The organism is Pseudomonas sp. MWU12-2037 (assembly GCF_023242345.1).
GTDB classification, from domain to species: domain Bacteria; phylum Pseudomonadota; class Gammaproteobacteria; order Pseudomonadales; family Pseudomonadaceae; genus Aquipseudomonas; species Aquipseudomonas gingeri_D.
The window spans coordinates 462,021-476,074 of sequence record NZ_JALLIZ010000003.1 but is presented as its reverse complement, the minus strand read 5'-3'; the positions used below and the strand labels follow the sequence as shown (position 1 = coordinate 476,074).

The window sequence follows — 14,054 nt, the reverse complement described above, 5'->3', positions numbered from 1 at the left end:
CGAGAGCGCTGCTCCTGTCGCGTTTCAAACGACACTTCAGTGTGGCCGGAACGCTGTACCAGTCGATCATCGTATGCTGGTGCAGTGCCTCCCTGCCGCGTCATCCTTGAACCACGCCGCCCGATGAGCGGTGAATGAGGACACCATGAGCAAGACCAACGCATCCCTGATGAAACGCCGCGAAGCCGCTGTACCCCGCGGCGTCGGCCAGATCCATCCGATCTTCGCCGACCACGCGAAGAACGCCACCGTGACCGACGTTGAAGGTCGTGAGTTCATCGACTTCGCCGGCGGTATCGCCGTGCTGAACACCGGTCACCTGCACCCGAAAATCATCGCCGCCGTGACCGAGCAGTTGAACAAGCTGACTCACACCTGCTTCCAGGTCCTGGCCTACGAACCCTACGTAGAGCTGTGCGAAAAAATCAACGCCAAGGTCCCGGGTGATTTCGCCAAGAAAACCCTGCTGGTCACCACCGGTTCCGAAGCCGTGGAAAACGCCGTGAAAATCGCCCGTGCCGCCACTGGCCGCGCCGGCGTGATCGCCTTTACCGGTGCCTACCACGGTCGCACCATGATGACCCTGGGCCTGACCGGTAAAGTCGTGCCTTACTCGGCCGGCATGGGCCTGATGCCTGGTGGCATCTTCCGCGCGCTGTACCCGAACGAACTGCATGGCGTGAGCATCGACGACTCCATCGCCAGCATCGAACGCATCTTCAAGAACGACGCCGAGCCCCGTGATATCGCCGCGATCATCATCGAGCCGGTCCAGGGTGAAGGCGGTTTCTACGTCGCGCCCAAAGAATTCATGAAGCGCCTGCGTGCCCTGTGCGACCAGCACGGCATCCTGCTGATCGCCGATGAAGTGCAAACCGGCGCCGGTCGTACCGGTACCTTCTTCGCCATGGAACAGATGGGCATTGCCGCCGACCTGACCACCTTCGCCAAATCCATCGCCGGCGGCTTCCCGCTGGCCGGTGTCTGCGGCAAGGCCGAATACATGGACGCCATCGCTCCCGGCGGCCTGGGCGGCACCTACGCCGGTAGCCCGATTGCTTGCGCCGCGGCCCTGGCCGTGATGGAAGTGTTTGAGGAAGAGCACCTGCTGGATCGCTGCAAAGCGGTCGGCGAGCGCCTGGTGACCGGTCTGAAAGCGATTCAGGCCAAGTACCCGGTGATCGGTGAAGTGCGTGCCCTGGGCGCGATGATCGCGGTCGAGCTGTTCGAAGGCGGCGACAGCCACAAGCCGAACGCAGCGGCTGTGGCCCAGGTCGTGGCCAAGGCCCGTGACAAGGGTCTGATCCTGCTGTCCTGCGGTACCTACGGCAACGTATTGCGCGTACTGGTTCCACTGACCTCGCCGGACGAGCAGCTGGACAAAGGCCTGGCAATCATCGAAGAGTGCTTCGCCGAACTCGCCTGAGTTGTGACGCGATAGACAAAAAGACCCGCTCCGGCGGGTTTTTTTGTTTTATGAGATCGCAAGAGTGGCTTTTGGCTGTATCTGCCTGTGCGTATTGACTAATGTGTCAGGATTGCTCTCGGAGAGTGCTTGATGACCGCTGTGGATCTACCCGCTGTACCCCGTGTGTTGATTGCCGAGGCGGAGCCTTGGTCACGGGACCTGCTCAAGCAGGTGCTGTTGAACGTGCGCTGTGATGCTCGACTGGAAATCTGTGCCGACGGTCACCACGCGCTCGAGTTGCTCAGCGAACGGGCGTTCGACCTGGTGATCGCCGACTGGGAGTTGCCGGGTGTCGATGGCCTGAGCCTGCTGCGCGGTCTGCGCCAGAAAAAGCGCACGCCACTACTGCCGTTCATTCTGGTGGGCTCGCGCAATGACGTGGCCAGCGTGCGGGAAATCCTGCCGCTGCAACCGACGGCCTACCTGACCAAACCCCTGAATATGGAAAGCCTGACCCAGCGCCTGCAGGATCTGCTGCTGGACGCCGGGCAGGCGGTCTCGTGCGAAATTCCGGCCCTGGCGCCGGGCATGACCGTGGCGAAGTTTCTCGAGCGCCGCCGCGAGGAGTCGGACGGCGCGCCGTTGATGGCCGACGTGCAGGTGGCGGTCAATCGCAGCCTCAATCCCGGTGGCCTCGACTTGAAGGTGTTGGAGCAGGAAATTCGCACCGACCCACAAATCACGGCTGTGCTGATTGCCGCCGCCAACAGTGCGGCCCAGCATCACGGCAGCGGGGTGCAGACCCTGGCCCAGGCATTGCAGCGGCTTGGCGCGGCGCAGAGCATGAACCTGATCCTCGGCCTGACCCTCAAGCGCAGCGCCCGGCTCAGTGATGCGGCCCTGGGCGACTACGCCGAACGCTACTGGAATCTGTCGCTGCACACGGCCGAATACGGCCACTCCCTGGCGCGTTTGCTCGATCTGGATCACGAGCGTTGTTACTGCGCGGGTTTGTTGCATCGCCTGGGTGACCTGGCTTTACTGCGTTGTCTGCAGGAATGGTTGAGCGCCGGTGGTGAGCTGGATGATGAACTGATCGGTGAATCGCTCTATGCCTTTGGGGCTGCCTTCGGTTCGGCGCTGCGCACGCGCTGGCGCCTGCCGCTGGAGCTGCGGGAGCTGATTGCGGCGGTCTACCAGCTCGGTGGCGGGGTTTACTCGCGCGAGGCCCTGGTGATGAGCCTGGCGGCGCAGATGGCACGGCTGACGCCCCACGAGGGCGTCGAAGAAATCGCCAAGAGCCGCACGGCGCGTTTGCTCAAGGTCGGCTTGCCGGAGCTGATGCGTTTGCGCAAGAACTGATCGTCTCTACGCCAGTACGATCTGGTTCTTGCCTTGGCGCTTGGCCTGGTACATGGCGCTGTCCGCCCGGGCGAACAGCGGGTCGAGGGTTTCGTCCTGGGGCGTCAGGCTGGTCAGGCCCTGGCTGACGGTGACGCCGAAGCTCTTGCCGTCGTGGTTGAAGCTCAGGCGCTGGATCTCCCGTTGCAAGCGCTCGGCGATCTGCTGGGCCATCTCCGGTGCGCAGCCGGGCAGCAGCGCGGCGAATTCTTCACCGCCAATGCGTCCGAACAGATCACCCATCCGCAGCGCCCCGCGCCCGGTCTCGGCGATCCGTTGCAAGACCACATCGCCTTCGGGATGACCGTAGGTGTCGTTGATCTGCTTGAAGTCATCGATGTCCAGCAGCAGGAACGCCAGGGGCGAATCCTGCAGGCGGGCTTCTTCGAAGGCGCGATGTGCACTGTCGAAGAAGTGCCGGCGGTTGCTGCTGCCGGTCAGCACATCGGTGGTGGCCAGGCGCTGCAACTCGTCTTCCAGGGCTTTCTTCTCGGTGATGTCCTCGGCGATACCGACCACGATCACTCGCTGCCCCGGCTCGGCGTGACGACTGATAAAGCACTTGTCGCTGAGCCAGCGGATCTGCCCGTCGGCGCTGATGATGCGGTACTCGCGGTCTTCCACCGCACCCTTTTCCAGTACCTGGGCCAGGCTGCGTTCGGCGTAGTCAAGATCGTCGGGGTAGATGCTGTTGCGCCATTCGCTGTAGTCGGCCAGCAGCAGGCCGGCCGAGCGGCCAAAGATCCGCTCGTAGGCGGGGCTGACGTAGAGCATCTGCTGGCTGTTCCAGTCCAGGGCCCAGAGCACCGCATTGACGCTGACCAGCAGGGAACTGAAGAGTTGTTCGCGTTCGCTCAGGCGCGCGACTTCGGCCTGGGCGTGCATCAGGGCCAACAGGGTTTCAGCGGCTTTTGGCCACTGTGGGAGGGAAGGCGGTTTTGAGTTCTTGTTGACCATCGGCACTCATCTCACAGGGCGTGCCGACCGTTATGGCGGCACGGCCACGCTACGGCCCGCCGGGATGGCGACGTGCTTTTGAGATAGGGCCAGGGCCGCTAAGTTCCGTTCGGCGCGCCCTGGGGGGAGGGCGCGCCGATCAACGGTGTCAGGCGACCGAGGGACGTAGCGAGTAGGTTTTCAACTGGTCGGCAAAGTCACGCAACGACTGGATGCCGCTGGCTTCGGCTTCGTGGACCCAATCCTTGATCGCGGCGAGCATGTCATGGCCATTTGAGCTGGTCTTGACCCAGATCTGTTGCAGGGCCAGGCGTTTCTCGTAAATTACCTTGAGTGCCTGGCTGTGGGCGAGCATGGTTTCGATGCGCACCTGATGGTTTTCGCTGAGCAGGCTGGTTTCCCGCGACAGCAAGCGCTTGGCGCGGTGGAACTGGTGGCGGACCGAATGATCGACCTTGGCCAGCTCCTGCTGCACCAGCGGTGCGATCACCAGCTTGCGGTACTGGGCCATGATCTGGAAGCGGTTGTTGAGGATCGCCATGGCGGTGTCCATGTCCAGATGACCCTTGCCTTCGACCCGGTGGGCGATGGGGGCGACCCGCTGTACCTTGGCCAGGCCCAGGAAGCTGAAGACCTTGATCCAGGCCCAGCCCAGGTCGAACTCCCACTTCTTGACCGACAGCTTGGCCGAGTTGGGATAGGTATGGTGGTTGTTGTGCAGCTCTTCGCCGCCGATCAGGATGCCCCAGGGCACCAGGTTGGTGGCGGCGTCACGGCATTCGAAGTTGCGGTAGCCGATCGCATGGCCCAGGCCGTTGATCACGCCGGCGGCCCAGAACGGAATCCACATCATCTGGATGGCCCAGACGGTGATGCCGATGGCGCCGAACAGCAGCAGGTCGATCACCGCCATGATGGCGATGCCGAGCAGCTTGTAGCGCGAGTAGAGGTTGTTCTCGAGCCAGTCGTCCGGGCAGTTCTTGCCGTAGATACGCAAAGTCTCGGGATTACTGGCCTCGGCCCGGTACAATTCGGCACCGGTACGCAGGACCGTGGACAGGCCGAGGATCACCGGACTGTGGGGATCGTCGACGGTTTCACATTTTGCGTGATGTTTACGGTGGATAGCCGTCCACTCGCGAGTATTCTGTGCCGTGGTCAGCCACAGCCAGAAACGGAAGAAGTGTTTCAGGCCAGCATTGAGCTCCAGGGAGCGGTGGGCCGAATAGCGGTGCAGATAGACCGTGACGCCGACAATGGTCACGTGGGTCATCAACAGGGTGACCGCCACTGTTTGCCAGGCTGACAGGTCAAGAAAACCGTTGTACCACATAGGCTGTATGGCCCTCGAAAAAGTAAAGAACAGCCCGTGCATTATCACCGAGCCCACAGAGAAAACCAGTCGCTGTTTCAGATAAGAGTGGCGGGATGTTTCTTACTCTATAATTCCGGCCAGTTTGTAGGGCAATTTGGCGTTTCTAGAGGGATTTAGCACTGTTTATGTCGATTTCAACTCGTAATGCTCTGAGGTCAGGCCTGTTGTACCTGTTGCTGTCGGTCCTCTGGATCCAGCTCAGCCAACGCCTGTTGAGCAGCTTTTTCGATGACCCTGAACAGTTGCTGCAGTGGCAGATCGTTCGCGGTTACCTGTGGGTGAGTGTCAGCGCCGTGCTGATTTTCCTGATTCATGCCCGTTACCAGCGTTTCGGCCAGGCCGTCCCGGACTTGAAGCCCGGGTCCGAGGATCGCGAGCGCTTGCGACAGGCGGCCGCGGTGTTCGATTGCACCCGCGAGGGCGTGCTGGTCACCGACAAGGACGGCTTGATCGTCCACGTCAACCGCGCCTTTGTCGCCATTACCGGTTATCAGGAAGCCGAGGTGCTGGGAGAGCGGCCGAACCTGTTCAAGTCCGGTCGGCATTCGGCGGAGTTTTACCAGAAGGTCTATCAGACGCTGGACGCCACCGGCGAGTGGAGCGGCGAGATCTGGAACCGGCGCAAGAGCGGCGAAATCTACCCGCAATGGCAGACGATCCGCGCGATTCGCGACGATTTTGGCCAGCTCAGCCAGTATGTCGCGGTGTTTTCCGATATCAGTGCGATCAAGGACTCGCAGCACGAGTTGGCGCAACTGGCCAACTACGATCCCCTGACCGGCCTGCCCAATCGCCTGCTGTTCACCGACCGCGCCTCCCAGGCACTGGCCTCGGCGCAGGTGCACAAGCGCGGTTGTGCCTTGCTGCTGATCGACCTGGATCACTTCAAGATCATCAACGACAGCCTCGGCCACAATGTTGGCGACCAGTTGCTCAAGGCGGTCGGCGAGCGCCTGCAGCACCTCTTTGGCAGCGGGATCAGCCTGGCCCGCCTGGGCGGTGACGAGTTCGCCGTGCTGGCGGAGAACTGTCCGCAGGTGGTGCAGGCGGCGGCCCTGGCGCAGCGGGTGATCGAGGGTTTGAAGGAGCCGTTCCAGCTCGACGGGCATCAATTGTTCATCAGCGCCAGCATCGGTATCAGCCTGTTCCCCAGTGATTCGCTGAATGCCGAGCAATTGTTGCGCAATGCCGACTCGGCCTTGTTCAAGGCCAAGAGCGCGGGGCGCGAAGGTTATGCGTTGTATACCGAAGAACTGACCGCCCACGCCCAGCATCGGGTGGAAATGGCCGGTGAGTTGCGCCGGGCGCTGGAGCAGGACGAGTTGCGGGTCTATTACCAGCCGGTGCATGACCTGAGCAACAGCCGGCTGATCGGGGTCGAGGCCCTGGTGCGCTGGGAGCATCCGCAGCGTGGGCTGGTGTCGCCTGGCGAATTCATTCCGATTGCCGAGCGCACCGGGCTGATCGCCGAGATCGATGCCTGGGTCATGGAGCAGTCCTGTCGGCAGATGTGCCAGTGGTTGCAGGAGGGGGTGGAGCTGTCGTTTATCGCGGTGAACGTCTCCAGTCGTCTGTTTGCCCGTCGCGAGTTGTACCAGCAGGTGGCGAAGGTGCTGGATGACACCGGGCTGGACCCGGCGCTGCTGGAGCTGGAAGTGACCGAAAGCGCGGTGATGGACGACCCCGAGGTGGCGTTGGAACAACTGCATCGCTTGCGCGAGTTGGGCGTGAGCCTGGCGATCGATGATTTCGGCACCGGGTATTCCTCGCTGCTGCGGCTCAAGCGGCTGCCGGTGCAGAAACTCAAGATCGACCAGGGTTTTGTCGCCGGTTTGCCGTGGGACGAAGACGATGCGGCGATTGTCCGGGTGGTCATCGCCCTGGCGCAAAGCATGGGCATGCAGGTCCAGGCCGAGGGCATCGAGCAGGCCGATCAGGCGCGTTTCCTGCTCGATCAGTCCTGCGACCTGGGGCAGGGCTACTGGTTCGGACGACCGATGCCGGCGGATCAGCTCGATTGGCAACGTGCGCCGGTGATTGCCTGATTATTTCGAGTTTCAGGTTGAACGCGGCCCTGTGGCGAGCGGGCTTGCCCCCTCGCCAAAGTGGCTCGCTCACCCCTTGGAATGCTTCAGCCACCGCTACAACCCGCGCCACTCCTGATAATGGTATTTGGTTATATTAAAATTCTTAAATAGTATTTTTAAGAATAACTTCCCCTGTCTAAGATTGCCCTCACGCCACAAGCAGTGCCCCACTGCCGGGGCAACTCTCATTTCAGGAGCACGACCATGAGCGCATCTCTGCGTAGCGTTGACGGCCAGGACGAAGCAACCATTCTGCGTGAGATCCAGAGCGCCTTGCGCGATCTGCGTTTCGGTGCCGTCGAGATCACGGTTCACAACGCACAAGTGGTCCAGATCGAACGCAAGGAAAAATTCCGTCTGCAAAACCCGGGCACCAAACCCAGCTGAACCCCGCGTCTTCCTCTGTTCAAGCAGAGGCCCGACTGGATAACCGGAGGGCGTCATCTCCCCCCAGTCAAAAACAGAGCGTTCGAGCCCGAATGCGGGCCGCAAGCGCCATAAGAAAAAGCCAATACACCAAAATTTTCGGGAGCTTCACCATGTCGTCGATTCGCCGTTACGCCCTGGCTGCGCTCGCCAGTGCCGTGTTTGCCGGTTCCGCCGTTGCCAAGGATTACGAGCTGCTCAACGTGTCCTACGACCCGACCCGTGAGCTGTACCAGGACTACAACGCCGAATTCACCAGCTTCTGGAAGCAGGCCCACCCCGGCGACAACGTGAAGATCCAGCAATCCCATGGCGGTTCGGGCAAGCAAGGCCGTGCCGTGATCGACGGCCTGCGCGCCGACGTGGTGACCCTGGCCCTGGCCGGCGACATCGACGAAATCGCCAAGCTCGGCAAGACCCTGCCCGAGGACTGGCAAAAACGCCTGCCGGACGCCAGCACCCCCTACACCTCGACCATCGTTTTCCTGGTGCGCAAGGGCAACCCCAAAGGCATCAAGGACTGGGGCGATCTGGTCAAGAAAGACGTCTCGGTGATCACCCCGAACCCGAAAACCAGCGGCGGTGCGCGCTGGAACTTCCTCGCCGCCTGGGCCTACGGCCTGAAAGCCGGCGGCAGCGAAGCCAAGGCCCAGGAATACGTGAAAGAGCTGTTCAAGCACGTGCCGGTCCTCGACACCGGCGCTCGCGGCTCGACCATCACCTTCGTCAACAACGGTCAGGGCGACGTGCTGCTGGCCTGGGAAAACGAAGCCTTCCTGGCCCTGAAGGAAGACGGCGGCGCCGACAAGTTCGATATCGTCGTGCCGTCCCTGTCGATCCTCGCCGAGCCACCCGTGGCCGTGGTCGACAAGAACGCCGAGAAAAAGGGCAACACCGAGATCGCCACCGCCTACCTCAAGCACCTGTACAGCCCGGCCGGCCAGGAGATCGCGGCGAAGAACTTCTATCGTCCACGTGACGAGAAGATCGCCGCCAAATACGCACAGCAGTTCCCGAAACTGGACCTGGTGACTATCGACAAAGACTTCGGCGGCTGGAAAACTGCCCAACCGAAGTTCTTCAATGACGGTGGCGTGTTCGACCAGATCTACACGGCGCAATAAACCGTGAATTAAGCAGCCAGCACAGAGCCCGCATTCACCTGCGGGCTTTGCGTGTCAGTTCCGTTAACCAAGGACTTTTATGTCACGTCGTATCTCCCCCGTCATACCCGGCTTCGGGCTGACGCTGGGCTACACCTTGGTGTACCTCAGCCTGATTGTGCTCATCCCCCTGGCGGCGATGTTCGTGCATGCCGCCCAACTCACCTGGGATCAGTTCTGGGCGATCATCTCGGCACCGCGGGTTGTTGCAGCGCTGAAGCTGAGTTTCGGTACCGCGCTGTACGCCGCGATCATCAATGGCATCATCGGCACGCTGCTGGCCTGGGTGCTGGTGCGTTATACCTTCCCCGGCCGCAAGATCATCGATGCGATGATCGACCTGCCGTTTGCCTTGCCCACCGCCGTGGCCGGTATCGCGCTGACCGCGCTATACACGCCGGCAGGCCTGGTGGGGCAGTTCGCCGCCGACCTCGGTTTCAAGATCGCCTACACCCCCTTGGGCATCACCCTGGCGCTGACCTTCGTCACGCTGCCGTTCGTGGTGCGTACCGTGCAGCCGGTGCTGGCCGATATCCCCCGGGAGATCGAAGAAGCCGCCGCCTGCCTGGGGGCCAAGCCCTTGCAAGTGTTCCGCTACATCCTGGTGCCGGCGTTGCTGCCCGCCTGGCTGACCGGTTTTGCCCTGGCCTTTGCCCGTGGTGTCGGTGAGTACGGCTCGGTGATTTTCATCGCCGGCAACATGCCGATGAAAACCGAGATCCTGCCGCTGCTGATCATGGTCAAGCTCGACCAGTACGACTACACCGGCGCCACCGCCATCGGCGTGATGATGCTGGTGGTTTCCTTTGTCCTGCTGCTGCTGATCAACTTGCTGCAGCGGCGCATCGAACACCCATAAGGAGGCGCGGAACATGTCCCAATCGTCTATTTCCGCCGCGTCCTCGGCCAACGCCGCCCGTCGTGGCAGCGCCGTGTCGCGACATATCCTGATCAGCCTTGGCTGGCTGGTGTTTTTCCTGTTTCTGCTGCTGCCGCTGTTTATCGTGGTGTCCCAGGGCTTGAAGAATGGCCTCGGCGCGTTCTTCAGCGCGATCCTTGAGCCCGATGCGCTGTCGGCGTTGAAGCTCACGGTGATCGCCGTGGTGATTTCGGTGCCACTCAACGTGGTGTTCGGGGTCAGCGCCGCCTGGTGCGTGAGCAAGTACTCGTTTCGCGGCAAAAGCATCCTGGTGACGCTGATCGACCTGCCGTTCTCGGTCTCGCCGGTGATTGCCGGCCTGGTCTACGTGCTGATGTTCGGTGCCCAGGGCTTCTTCGGCCCCTGGCTGGCGGATCACGATATCCAGATTGTCTTTGCTCTTCCGGGCATCGTCCTGGCGACCATCTTCGTCACCGTGCCGTTCGTCGCCCGTGAGCTGATCCCGCTGATGCAGGAGCAGGGCACCCAGGAAGAAGAGGCCGCGCGCCTGCTGGGCGCCAACGGCTGGCAGATGTTCTGGCATGTCACCGTGCCGAACATCAAGTGGGGCCTGATCTACGGCGTGGTGCTCTGTACCGCCCGGGCGATGGGCGAGTTCGGTGCGGTGTCGGTGGTCTCCGGGCACATTCGCGGGGTGACCAATACCCTGCCGCTGCACGTCGAGATCCTCTACAACGAATACAACCACGTGGCCGCGTTCGCCGTGGCGAGCCTGTTGCTGATCCTGGCGCTCTTCATCCTGCTGCTCAAGCAGTGGAGCGAAAACCGAATCAACCGCCTGCGCGCCGCTGCGGCGGAGGAATAAGTCATGTCGATCGAAGTCCGTAATGTCAGCAAGAACTTCAACGCCTTCAAGGCCCTGGACCGCATCAACCTGGATATCCACAGCGGTGAGCTGGTGGCGCTGCTCGGCCCGTCCGGTTGCGGCAAGACCACCCTGTTGCGGATCATCGCCGGGCTGGAAACCCCGGACGAAGGCAGCATCGTGTTCCACGGCGAAGACGTCTCCGGCCATGATGTGCGGGATCGCAACGTCGGTTTCGTGTTCCAGCACTACGCGCTGTTCCGTCATATGACGGTGTTCGACAACGTCGCCTTCGGCCTGCGTATGAAGCCGAAGAACCAGCGTCCGAATGAAAGCCAGATCGCGACCAAGGTCCATGAATTGTTGAACATGGTGCAGTTGGACTGGTTGTCGGATCGTTATCCTGAGCAGCTATCCGGTGGTCAGCGCCAGCGGATTGCCCTGGCCCGGGCCCTGGCGGTGGAGCCCAAGGTGCTGCTGCTGGATGAGCCTTTCGGCGCGCTGGATGCCAAGGTCCGCAAGGAGCTGCGGCGCTGGTTGGCGCGGCTGCACGAAGACATCAACCTGACCTCGGTATTCGTGACCCACGACCAGGAAGAAGCGATGGAAGTCGCCGACCGTATCGTGGTGATGAACAAGGGCGTGATCGAGCAGATCGGCTCACCGGGCGAGGTGTATGAGAATCCGGCCAGCGATTTCGTTTATCACTTCCTCGGTGATTCCAACCGCCTGCACCTGGGGGACGACCAGCATGTGCTGTTCCGGCCCCATGAAGTGTCGCTGTCGCGCCATGAACTGGAGGATCACCATGCGGCCGAGGTACGTGATATCCGTCCGCTGGGCGCGACGACCCGGGTGACCCTGAAAGTTGAAGGCCAGAGCGAACTGATCGAAGCCGAAGTGGTGAAGGATCACGACAGCCTGATCGGCTTGACGAGGGGGGAGACCTTGTTCTTCAAGCCCAAGGTCTGGCAGAAGCAGGCCAGTCTCTAAGGGCACGGCGGACCCCGTAGGCGCCTGGCTTACCAGCGCAGCTTTTGGTGGTCTTGAGGGCCCTTTCGCGGGCAAGCCCTGCTCCTACAGTCTTCTGTCGGTACGACACGATACTGTAGGAGCAGGGCTTGCCCGCGAAGAGGCCTTTACAGGCACCGGCTATTTCAAACGGCCGTCCGCTTCTCCCGCAACCGCACCGCCCCCACCCGCGCCTCGATCTCATGCTTGAGCTCCTGGCGCAGCCCGAGCAAAAACAACAGCTCCGCCACCACGAACAACGGCCCGACGATCAGCCCGCTGAGATCGTCGACAAACGCCGGCTTGCGCCCTTCGTAGTAATGCCCGACAAACTGGATCGCCCAGCCGATCACGAACAGGCCGATTCCGCTCGCCAACCACACCAGCGTGGCCTGCGCCGCAAGGATTTGGCCCACCCAAACGGATAGGCCGAGCAGCACCGTCATCAGCAGTCCGAGGGCCAGTTCCAGGCGCAGATAAAACACCGCCGAGACCACCGCCAGAAGCACTGCGGGACTGATTCCGAGCCCGGCTACCGGCCATTGCGGCCGTGACAGCAACACCGCCACGGCGACCACGATCAGGGGAATGCCGATGAAGTGGCTGGCGATATTGCGCGGGTCACGGTGATAGTCCGCGTATTGACTGAGATGCTCGACGAGGTTTTTCATTGTTATTCCTCCTGTAGGGTGATGGGATCATGCCCTGCGTGAAATTTTTACTCTGTCAGCTACACGACAATTGTCTCGGAGTTCTCATGGATGTATCTGCCTGGCGCTCGCGCCTGCTGACCGGACACTGGTTCAACCATCTGCCCGCTCACTTGCAGGATAGCCTGCTCGCCGCCGCCAAGGGCCGACGCCTGACGCCTGGCCAGCGCCTGTTCCAGCGCGGCGATCCGCCGTGCGGGCTGTACGCGGTGCTGGAGGGGTCGGTCAGGGTCGGTGCCGTCAGCGAGAAGGGCAAGGAAGCCTTGCTCGGGGTGATGGAGCTGCCTTACTGGTTCGGCGAGATTTCCCTGTTCGATGGCCTGCCGCGGACCCACGACGCTTATGCCGTGGGGCACACCATCCTGTTGCAGGTGCCCCAGGACGTGTTGCTCAAGCTGCTTGACGAGCACCCCGAATACTGGCGGCAGTTCGCTTTGCTGATGAGCCAGAAACTGCGCCTGACCTTTATCGGCCTGGAACAGTTGAGCCTGATGCCGGCACCGGCGCGCCTGGCGCATCGGCTGTTATTGATTGCCGAAGGCTATGGGGAATTGAACCGTTCACGGCAATTGCTCGAGGTGTCCCAGGAGCAGTTGGCGGCGATGTTGTCGTTGTCGCGCCAGACCACCAACCAGATCCTCCAGGATTTCCAGCAGCAGGGGATTCTGCGCACCAGCTATGGCGGGATCGAGATCCTCGATCTGGAAGGGCTGCGGGCTACGGCCAGCGCCTGAGTCGCTCTTAGCGCAGCCCGTCGCGAAACTGCCCCGGGGTGATCCCGGTCCAGCGCTTGAATGCCCGGCTGAAGCTGCTGGTGTCGGCAAAGCCGAGCAGATAGCTGACCTCACTCAGAGAACACTGCGGGTCGCGCAGATGCAACAGCGCGAGGTTCTCCCGACACTCGTTGAGCAAGGTGTCGTAGCGCGCGCCTTCATCGGCCAGGTGCCGTTGCAGGCTGCGCAGGCTCAGGTGCAGCGTCTGGGCGATGCGTTCCGCCGACGGTTCGCCTTCCGGCAACTGGGCCTCGATGGCCTCACGCACGCGGCGCTCCCAGGTCAAGGGCTTTAATTGCGCCAGGGTCCGGTTGAGTACCGTCTCGTTGTGCTCGGCCAGTTCCGGGTTGGCGTCGTCCAGGTGACTGTCGAAATCGCTGCAGGCGAACTCCAGCCGGTCCTCCTCGGCGGCGAAGAACACCGGCGCGCGGAATACCGTGTGCCAGGGCGTCGGATCGGCCGGCTCCGGGCGTCGCAGATACACCGCCAACGGCGCGTAGTCGCGGCCCAGGCGGTTGCGGCAGGTGCGTACATAGATCGAAACGAAGGCATCAATGGCTTCGGGGGCCGGTGCCGGGCTGTCCTTGGGTACCCGCAGGCGAAAGCGGTAGCGTTCGCCTTCGCGGCTGAGTTCCAGTTCCAGGGCATCGCTGACCACCTGGTGATACCGCACGATCCGTTCGAACACCTCGCGCAGGCTGCCGCTGGCCACCAGTGCGTAGCCGAGGGCGTGGAAGGTGGTCGGACTGACAAAGCGCGAGACCCGCAAGCCGATGGCCGGGTCGCCGCTACTGGCCACGGCCAACTCCCACAGGCGGGTGGTGGCCGACAGCGGGTAGCGGGCGTTGGGGTCGTCCATCAATTGCGGGTCGAGTCCGGCTTGGTGGCACAGGGCGGCGCTGTCAAGGCCCAGGGCGTCGAGCTGCTTGCGCAGGGCGCGGGTCCAGCTGGAGAGCGAGGTCGGTTCAGGCATGTTGGCGTATCCGGTCAACGGGTTG

At 62.2% G+C, this 14,054-nt stretch carries 13 protein-coding genes; 9 read left to right on the top strand and 4 right to left on the bottom strand.

Annotated features, from left to right (window positions below):
- Positions 1–145: 145 nt before the first annotated feature.
- Both gabT and M5B42_RS08010 read left to right on the top strand, forming a co-directional pair.
- Entirely contained in the window at positions 146–1,426 is a 1,281-nt protein-coding gene (gabT, locus tag M5B42_RS08015; protein ID WP_248745479.1) for a 4-aminobutyrate--2-oxoglutarate transaminase, read from the top strand.
- A 132-nt stretch (positions 1,427–1,558) separates the two neighbouring features.
- Positions 1,559–2,770: an HDOD domain-containing protein gene (locus M5B42_RS08010; protein ID WP_103496018.1), complete on the top strand. Its 1,212-nt coding sequence runs from the start codon at positions 1,559–1,561 to the stop codon at positions 2,768–2,770.
- Between the two features lie 6 nt (positions 2,771–2,776).
- Here the strand turns inward: M5B42_RS08010 and M5B42_RS08005 are convergent, their stop codons facing one another.
- Positions 2,777–3,766 (bottom strand): sensor domain-containing diguanylate cyclase, encoded by a 990-nt coding sequence (locus M5B42_RS08005; protein ID WP_248745478.1) that lies wholly within the window; start codon positions 3,764–3,766, stop codon positions 2,777–2,779.
- Positions 3,767–3,914: 148 nt separating this feature from the next.
- Positions 3,915–5,099 carry a delta-9 fatty acid desaturase DesA gene (desA, locus tag M5B42_RS08000; protein ID WP_103496016.1) on the bottom strand — a complete coding sequence of 395 codons (1,185 nt, stop codon included), beginning with the start codon at positions 5,097–5,099 and terminating at the stop codon, positions 3,915–3,917.
- A gap of 167 nt (positions 5,100–5,266) precedes the next feature.
- Here desA and dibA point away from each other — a divergent pair, with 167 nt between their 5' ends.
- From dibA to M5B42_RS07970, 6 genes are all read left to right on the top strand, one after another.
- Entirely contained in the window at positions 5,267–7,186 is a 1,920-nt protein-coding gene (gene dibA / locus M5B42_RS07995; protein ID WP_248745477.1) for a phosphodiesterase DibA, read from the top strand.
- 246 nt (positions 7,187–7,432) lie between these two features.
- Positions 7,433–7,615 carry a sulfur starvation response protein OscA gene (oscA, locus tag M5B42_RS07990; protein ID WP_094469701.1) on the top strand — a complete coding sequence of 61 codons (183 nt, stop codon included), beginning with the start codon at positions 7,433–7,435 and terminating at the stop codon, positions 7,613–7,615.
- A gap of 152 nt (positions 7,616–7,767) precedes the next feature.
- The gene (locus tag M5B42_RS07985; RefSeq protein ID WP_177104289.1) at positions 7,768–8,778 is read left to right on the top strand and encodes a sulfate ABC transporter substrate-binding protein; all 1,011 of its coding nucleotides are present in this window, start codon (positions 7,768–7,770) and stop codon (positions 8,776–8,778) included.
- Positions 8,779–8,857: 79 nt separating this feature from the next.
- Positions 8,858–9,676 carry a sulfate ABC transporter permease subunit CysT gene (gene cysT, locus M5B42_RS07980; RefSeq protein ID WP_152741797.1) on the top strand — a complete coding sequence of 273 codons (819 nt, stop codon included), beginning with the start codon at positions 8,858–8,860 and terminating at the stop codon, positions 9,674–9,676.
- A gap of 13 nt (positions 9,677–9,689) precedes the next feature.
- Positions 9,690–10,562: a sulfate ABC transporter permease subunit CysW gene (gene cysW / locus M5B42_RS07975; protein ID WP_248745476.1), complete on the top strand. Its 873-nt coding sequence runs from the start codon at positions 9,690–9,692 to the stop codon at positions 10,560–10,562.
- A 3-nt stretch (positions 10,563–10,565) separates the two neighbouring features.
- The gene (locus M5B42_RS07970) at positions 10,566–11,555 is read left to right on the top strand and encodes a sulfate ABC transporter ATP-binding protein (RefSeq protein WP_248745475.1); all 990 of its coding nucleotides are present in this window, start codon (positions 10,566–10,568) and stop codon (positions 11,553–11,555) included.
- Between the two features lie 164 nt (positions 11,556–11,719).
- On the opposite strand, the gene M5B42_RS07965 is transcribed toward M5B42_RS07970, so the two are convergent.
- A complete protein-coding gene (locus M5B42_RS07965; protein ID WP_177104293.1) occupies positions 11,720–12,244 on the bottom strand; it encodes an Mpo1-like protein in 525 nt (174 codons plus the stop codon).
- Positions 12,245–12,330: 86 nt separating this feature from the next.
- Between M5B42_RS07965 and M5B42_RS07960 the strand changes: the two genes are divergently transcribed.
- A complete protein-coding gene (locus M5B42_RS07960) occupies positions 12,331–13,017 on the top strand; it encodes a Crp/Fnr family transcriptional regulator (RefSeq protein ID WP_103499032.1) in 687 nt (228 codons plus the stop codon).
- Between the two features lie 7 nt (positions 13,018–13,024).
- Here the strand turns inward: M5B42_RS07960 and M5B42_RS07955 are convergent, their stop codons facing one another.
- Positions 13,025–14,029, bottom strand: coding sequence for an AraC family transcriptional regulator (locus M5B42_RS07955; protein ID WP_248745474.1), 1,005 nt, complete (start codon positions 14,027–14,029; stop codon positions 13,025–13,027).
- Positions 14,030–14,054: the final 25 nt, after the last annotated feature.

Bases quoted from the DNA above. Each gene is read 5' to 3' on its own strand.
- gabT (WP_248745479.1), top strand. From the start codon at position 146: ATGAGCAAGACCAACGCATCCCTGATGAAACGCCGCGAAGCCGCTGTA.
- M5B42_RS08010 (WP_103496018.1), top strand. From the start codon at position 1,559: ATGACCGCTGTGGATCTACCCGCTGTACCCCGTGTGTTGATTGCCGAG.
- M5B42_RS08005 (WP_248745478.1), bottom strand. From the start codon at position 3,766: ATGGTCAACAAGAACTCAAAACCGCCTTCCCTCCCACAGTGGCCAAAA.
- desA (WP_103496016.1), bottom strand. From the start codon at position 5,099: ATGTGGTACAACGGTTTTCTTGACCTGTCAGCCTGGCAAACAGTGGCG.
- dibA (WP_248745477.1), top strand. From the start codon at position 5,267: ATGTCGATTTCAACTCGTAATGCTCTGAGGTCAGGCCTGTTGTACCTG.
- oscA (WP_094469701.1), top strand. From the start codon at position 7,433: ATGAGCGCATCTCTGCGTAGCGTTGACGGCCAGGACGAAGCAACCATT.
- M5B42_RS07985 (WP_177104289.1), top strand. From the start codon at position 7,768: ATGTCGTCGATTCGCCGTTACGCCCTGGCTGCGCTCGCCAGTGCCGTG.
- cysT (WP_152741797.1), top strand. From the start codon at position 8,858: ATGTCACGTCGTATCTCCCCCGTCATACCCGGCTTCGGGCTGACGCTG.
- cysW (WP_248745476.1), top strand. From the start codon at position 9,690: ATGTCCCAATCGTCTATTTCCGCCGCGTCCTCGGCCAACGCCGCCCGT.
- M5B42_RS07970 (WP_248745475.1), top strand. From the start codon at position 10,566: ATGTCGATCGAAGTCCGTAATGTCAGCAAGAACTTCAACGCCTTCAAG.
- M5B42_RS07965 (WP_177104293.1), bottom strand. From the start codon at position 12,244: ATGAAAAACCTCGTCGAGCATCTCAGTCAATACGCGGACTATCACCGT.
- M5B42_RS07960 (WP_103499032.1), top strand. From the start codon at position 12,331: ATGGATGTATCTGCCTGGCGCTCGCGCCTGCTGACCGGACACTGGTTC.
- M5B42_RS07955 (WP_248745474.1), bottom strand. From the start codon at position 14,029: ATGCCTGAACCGACCTCGCTCTCCAGCTGGACCCGCGCCCTGCGCAAG.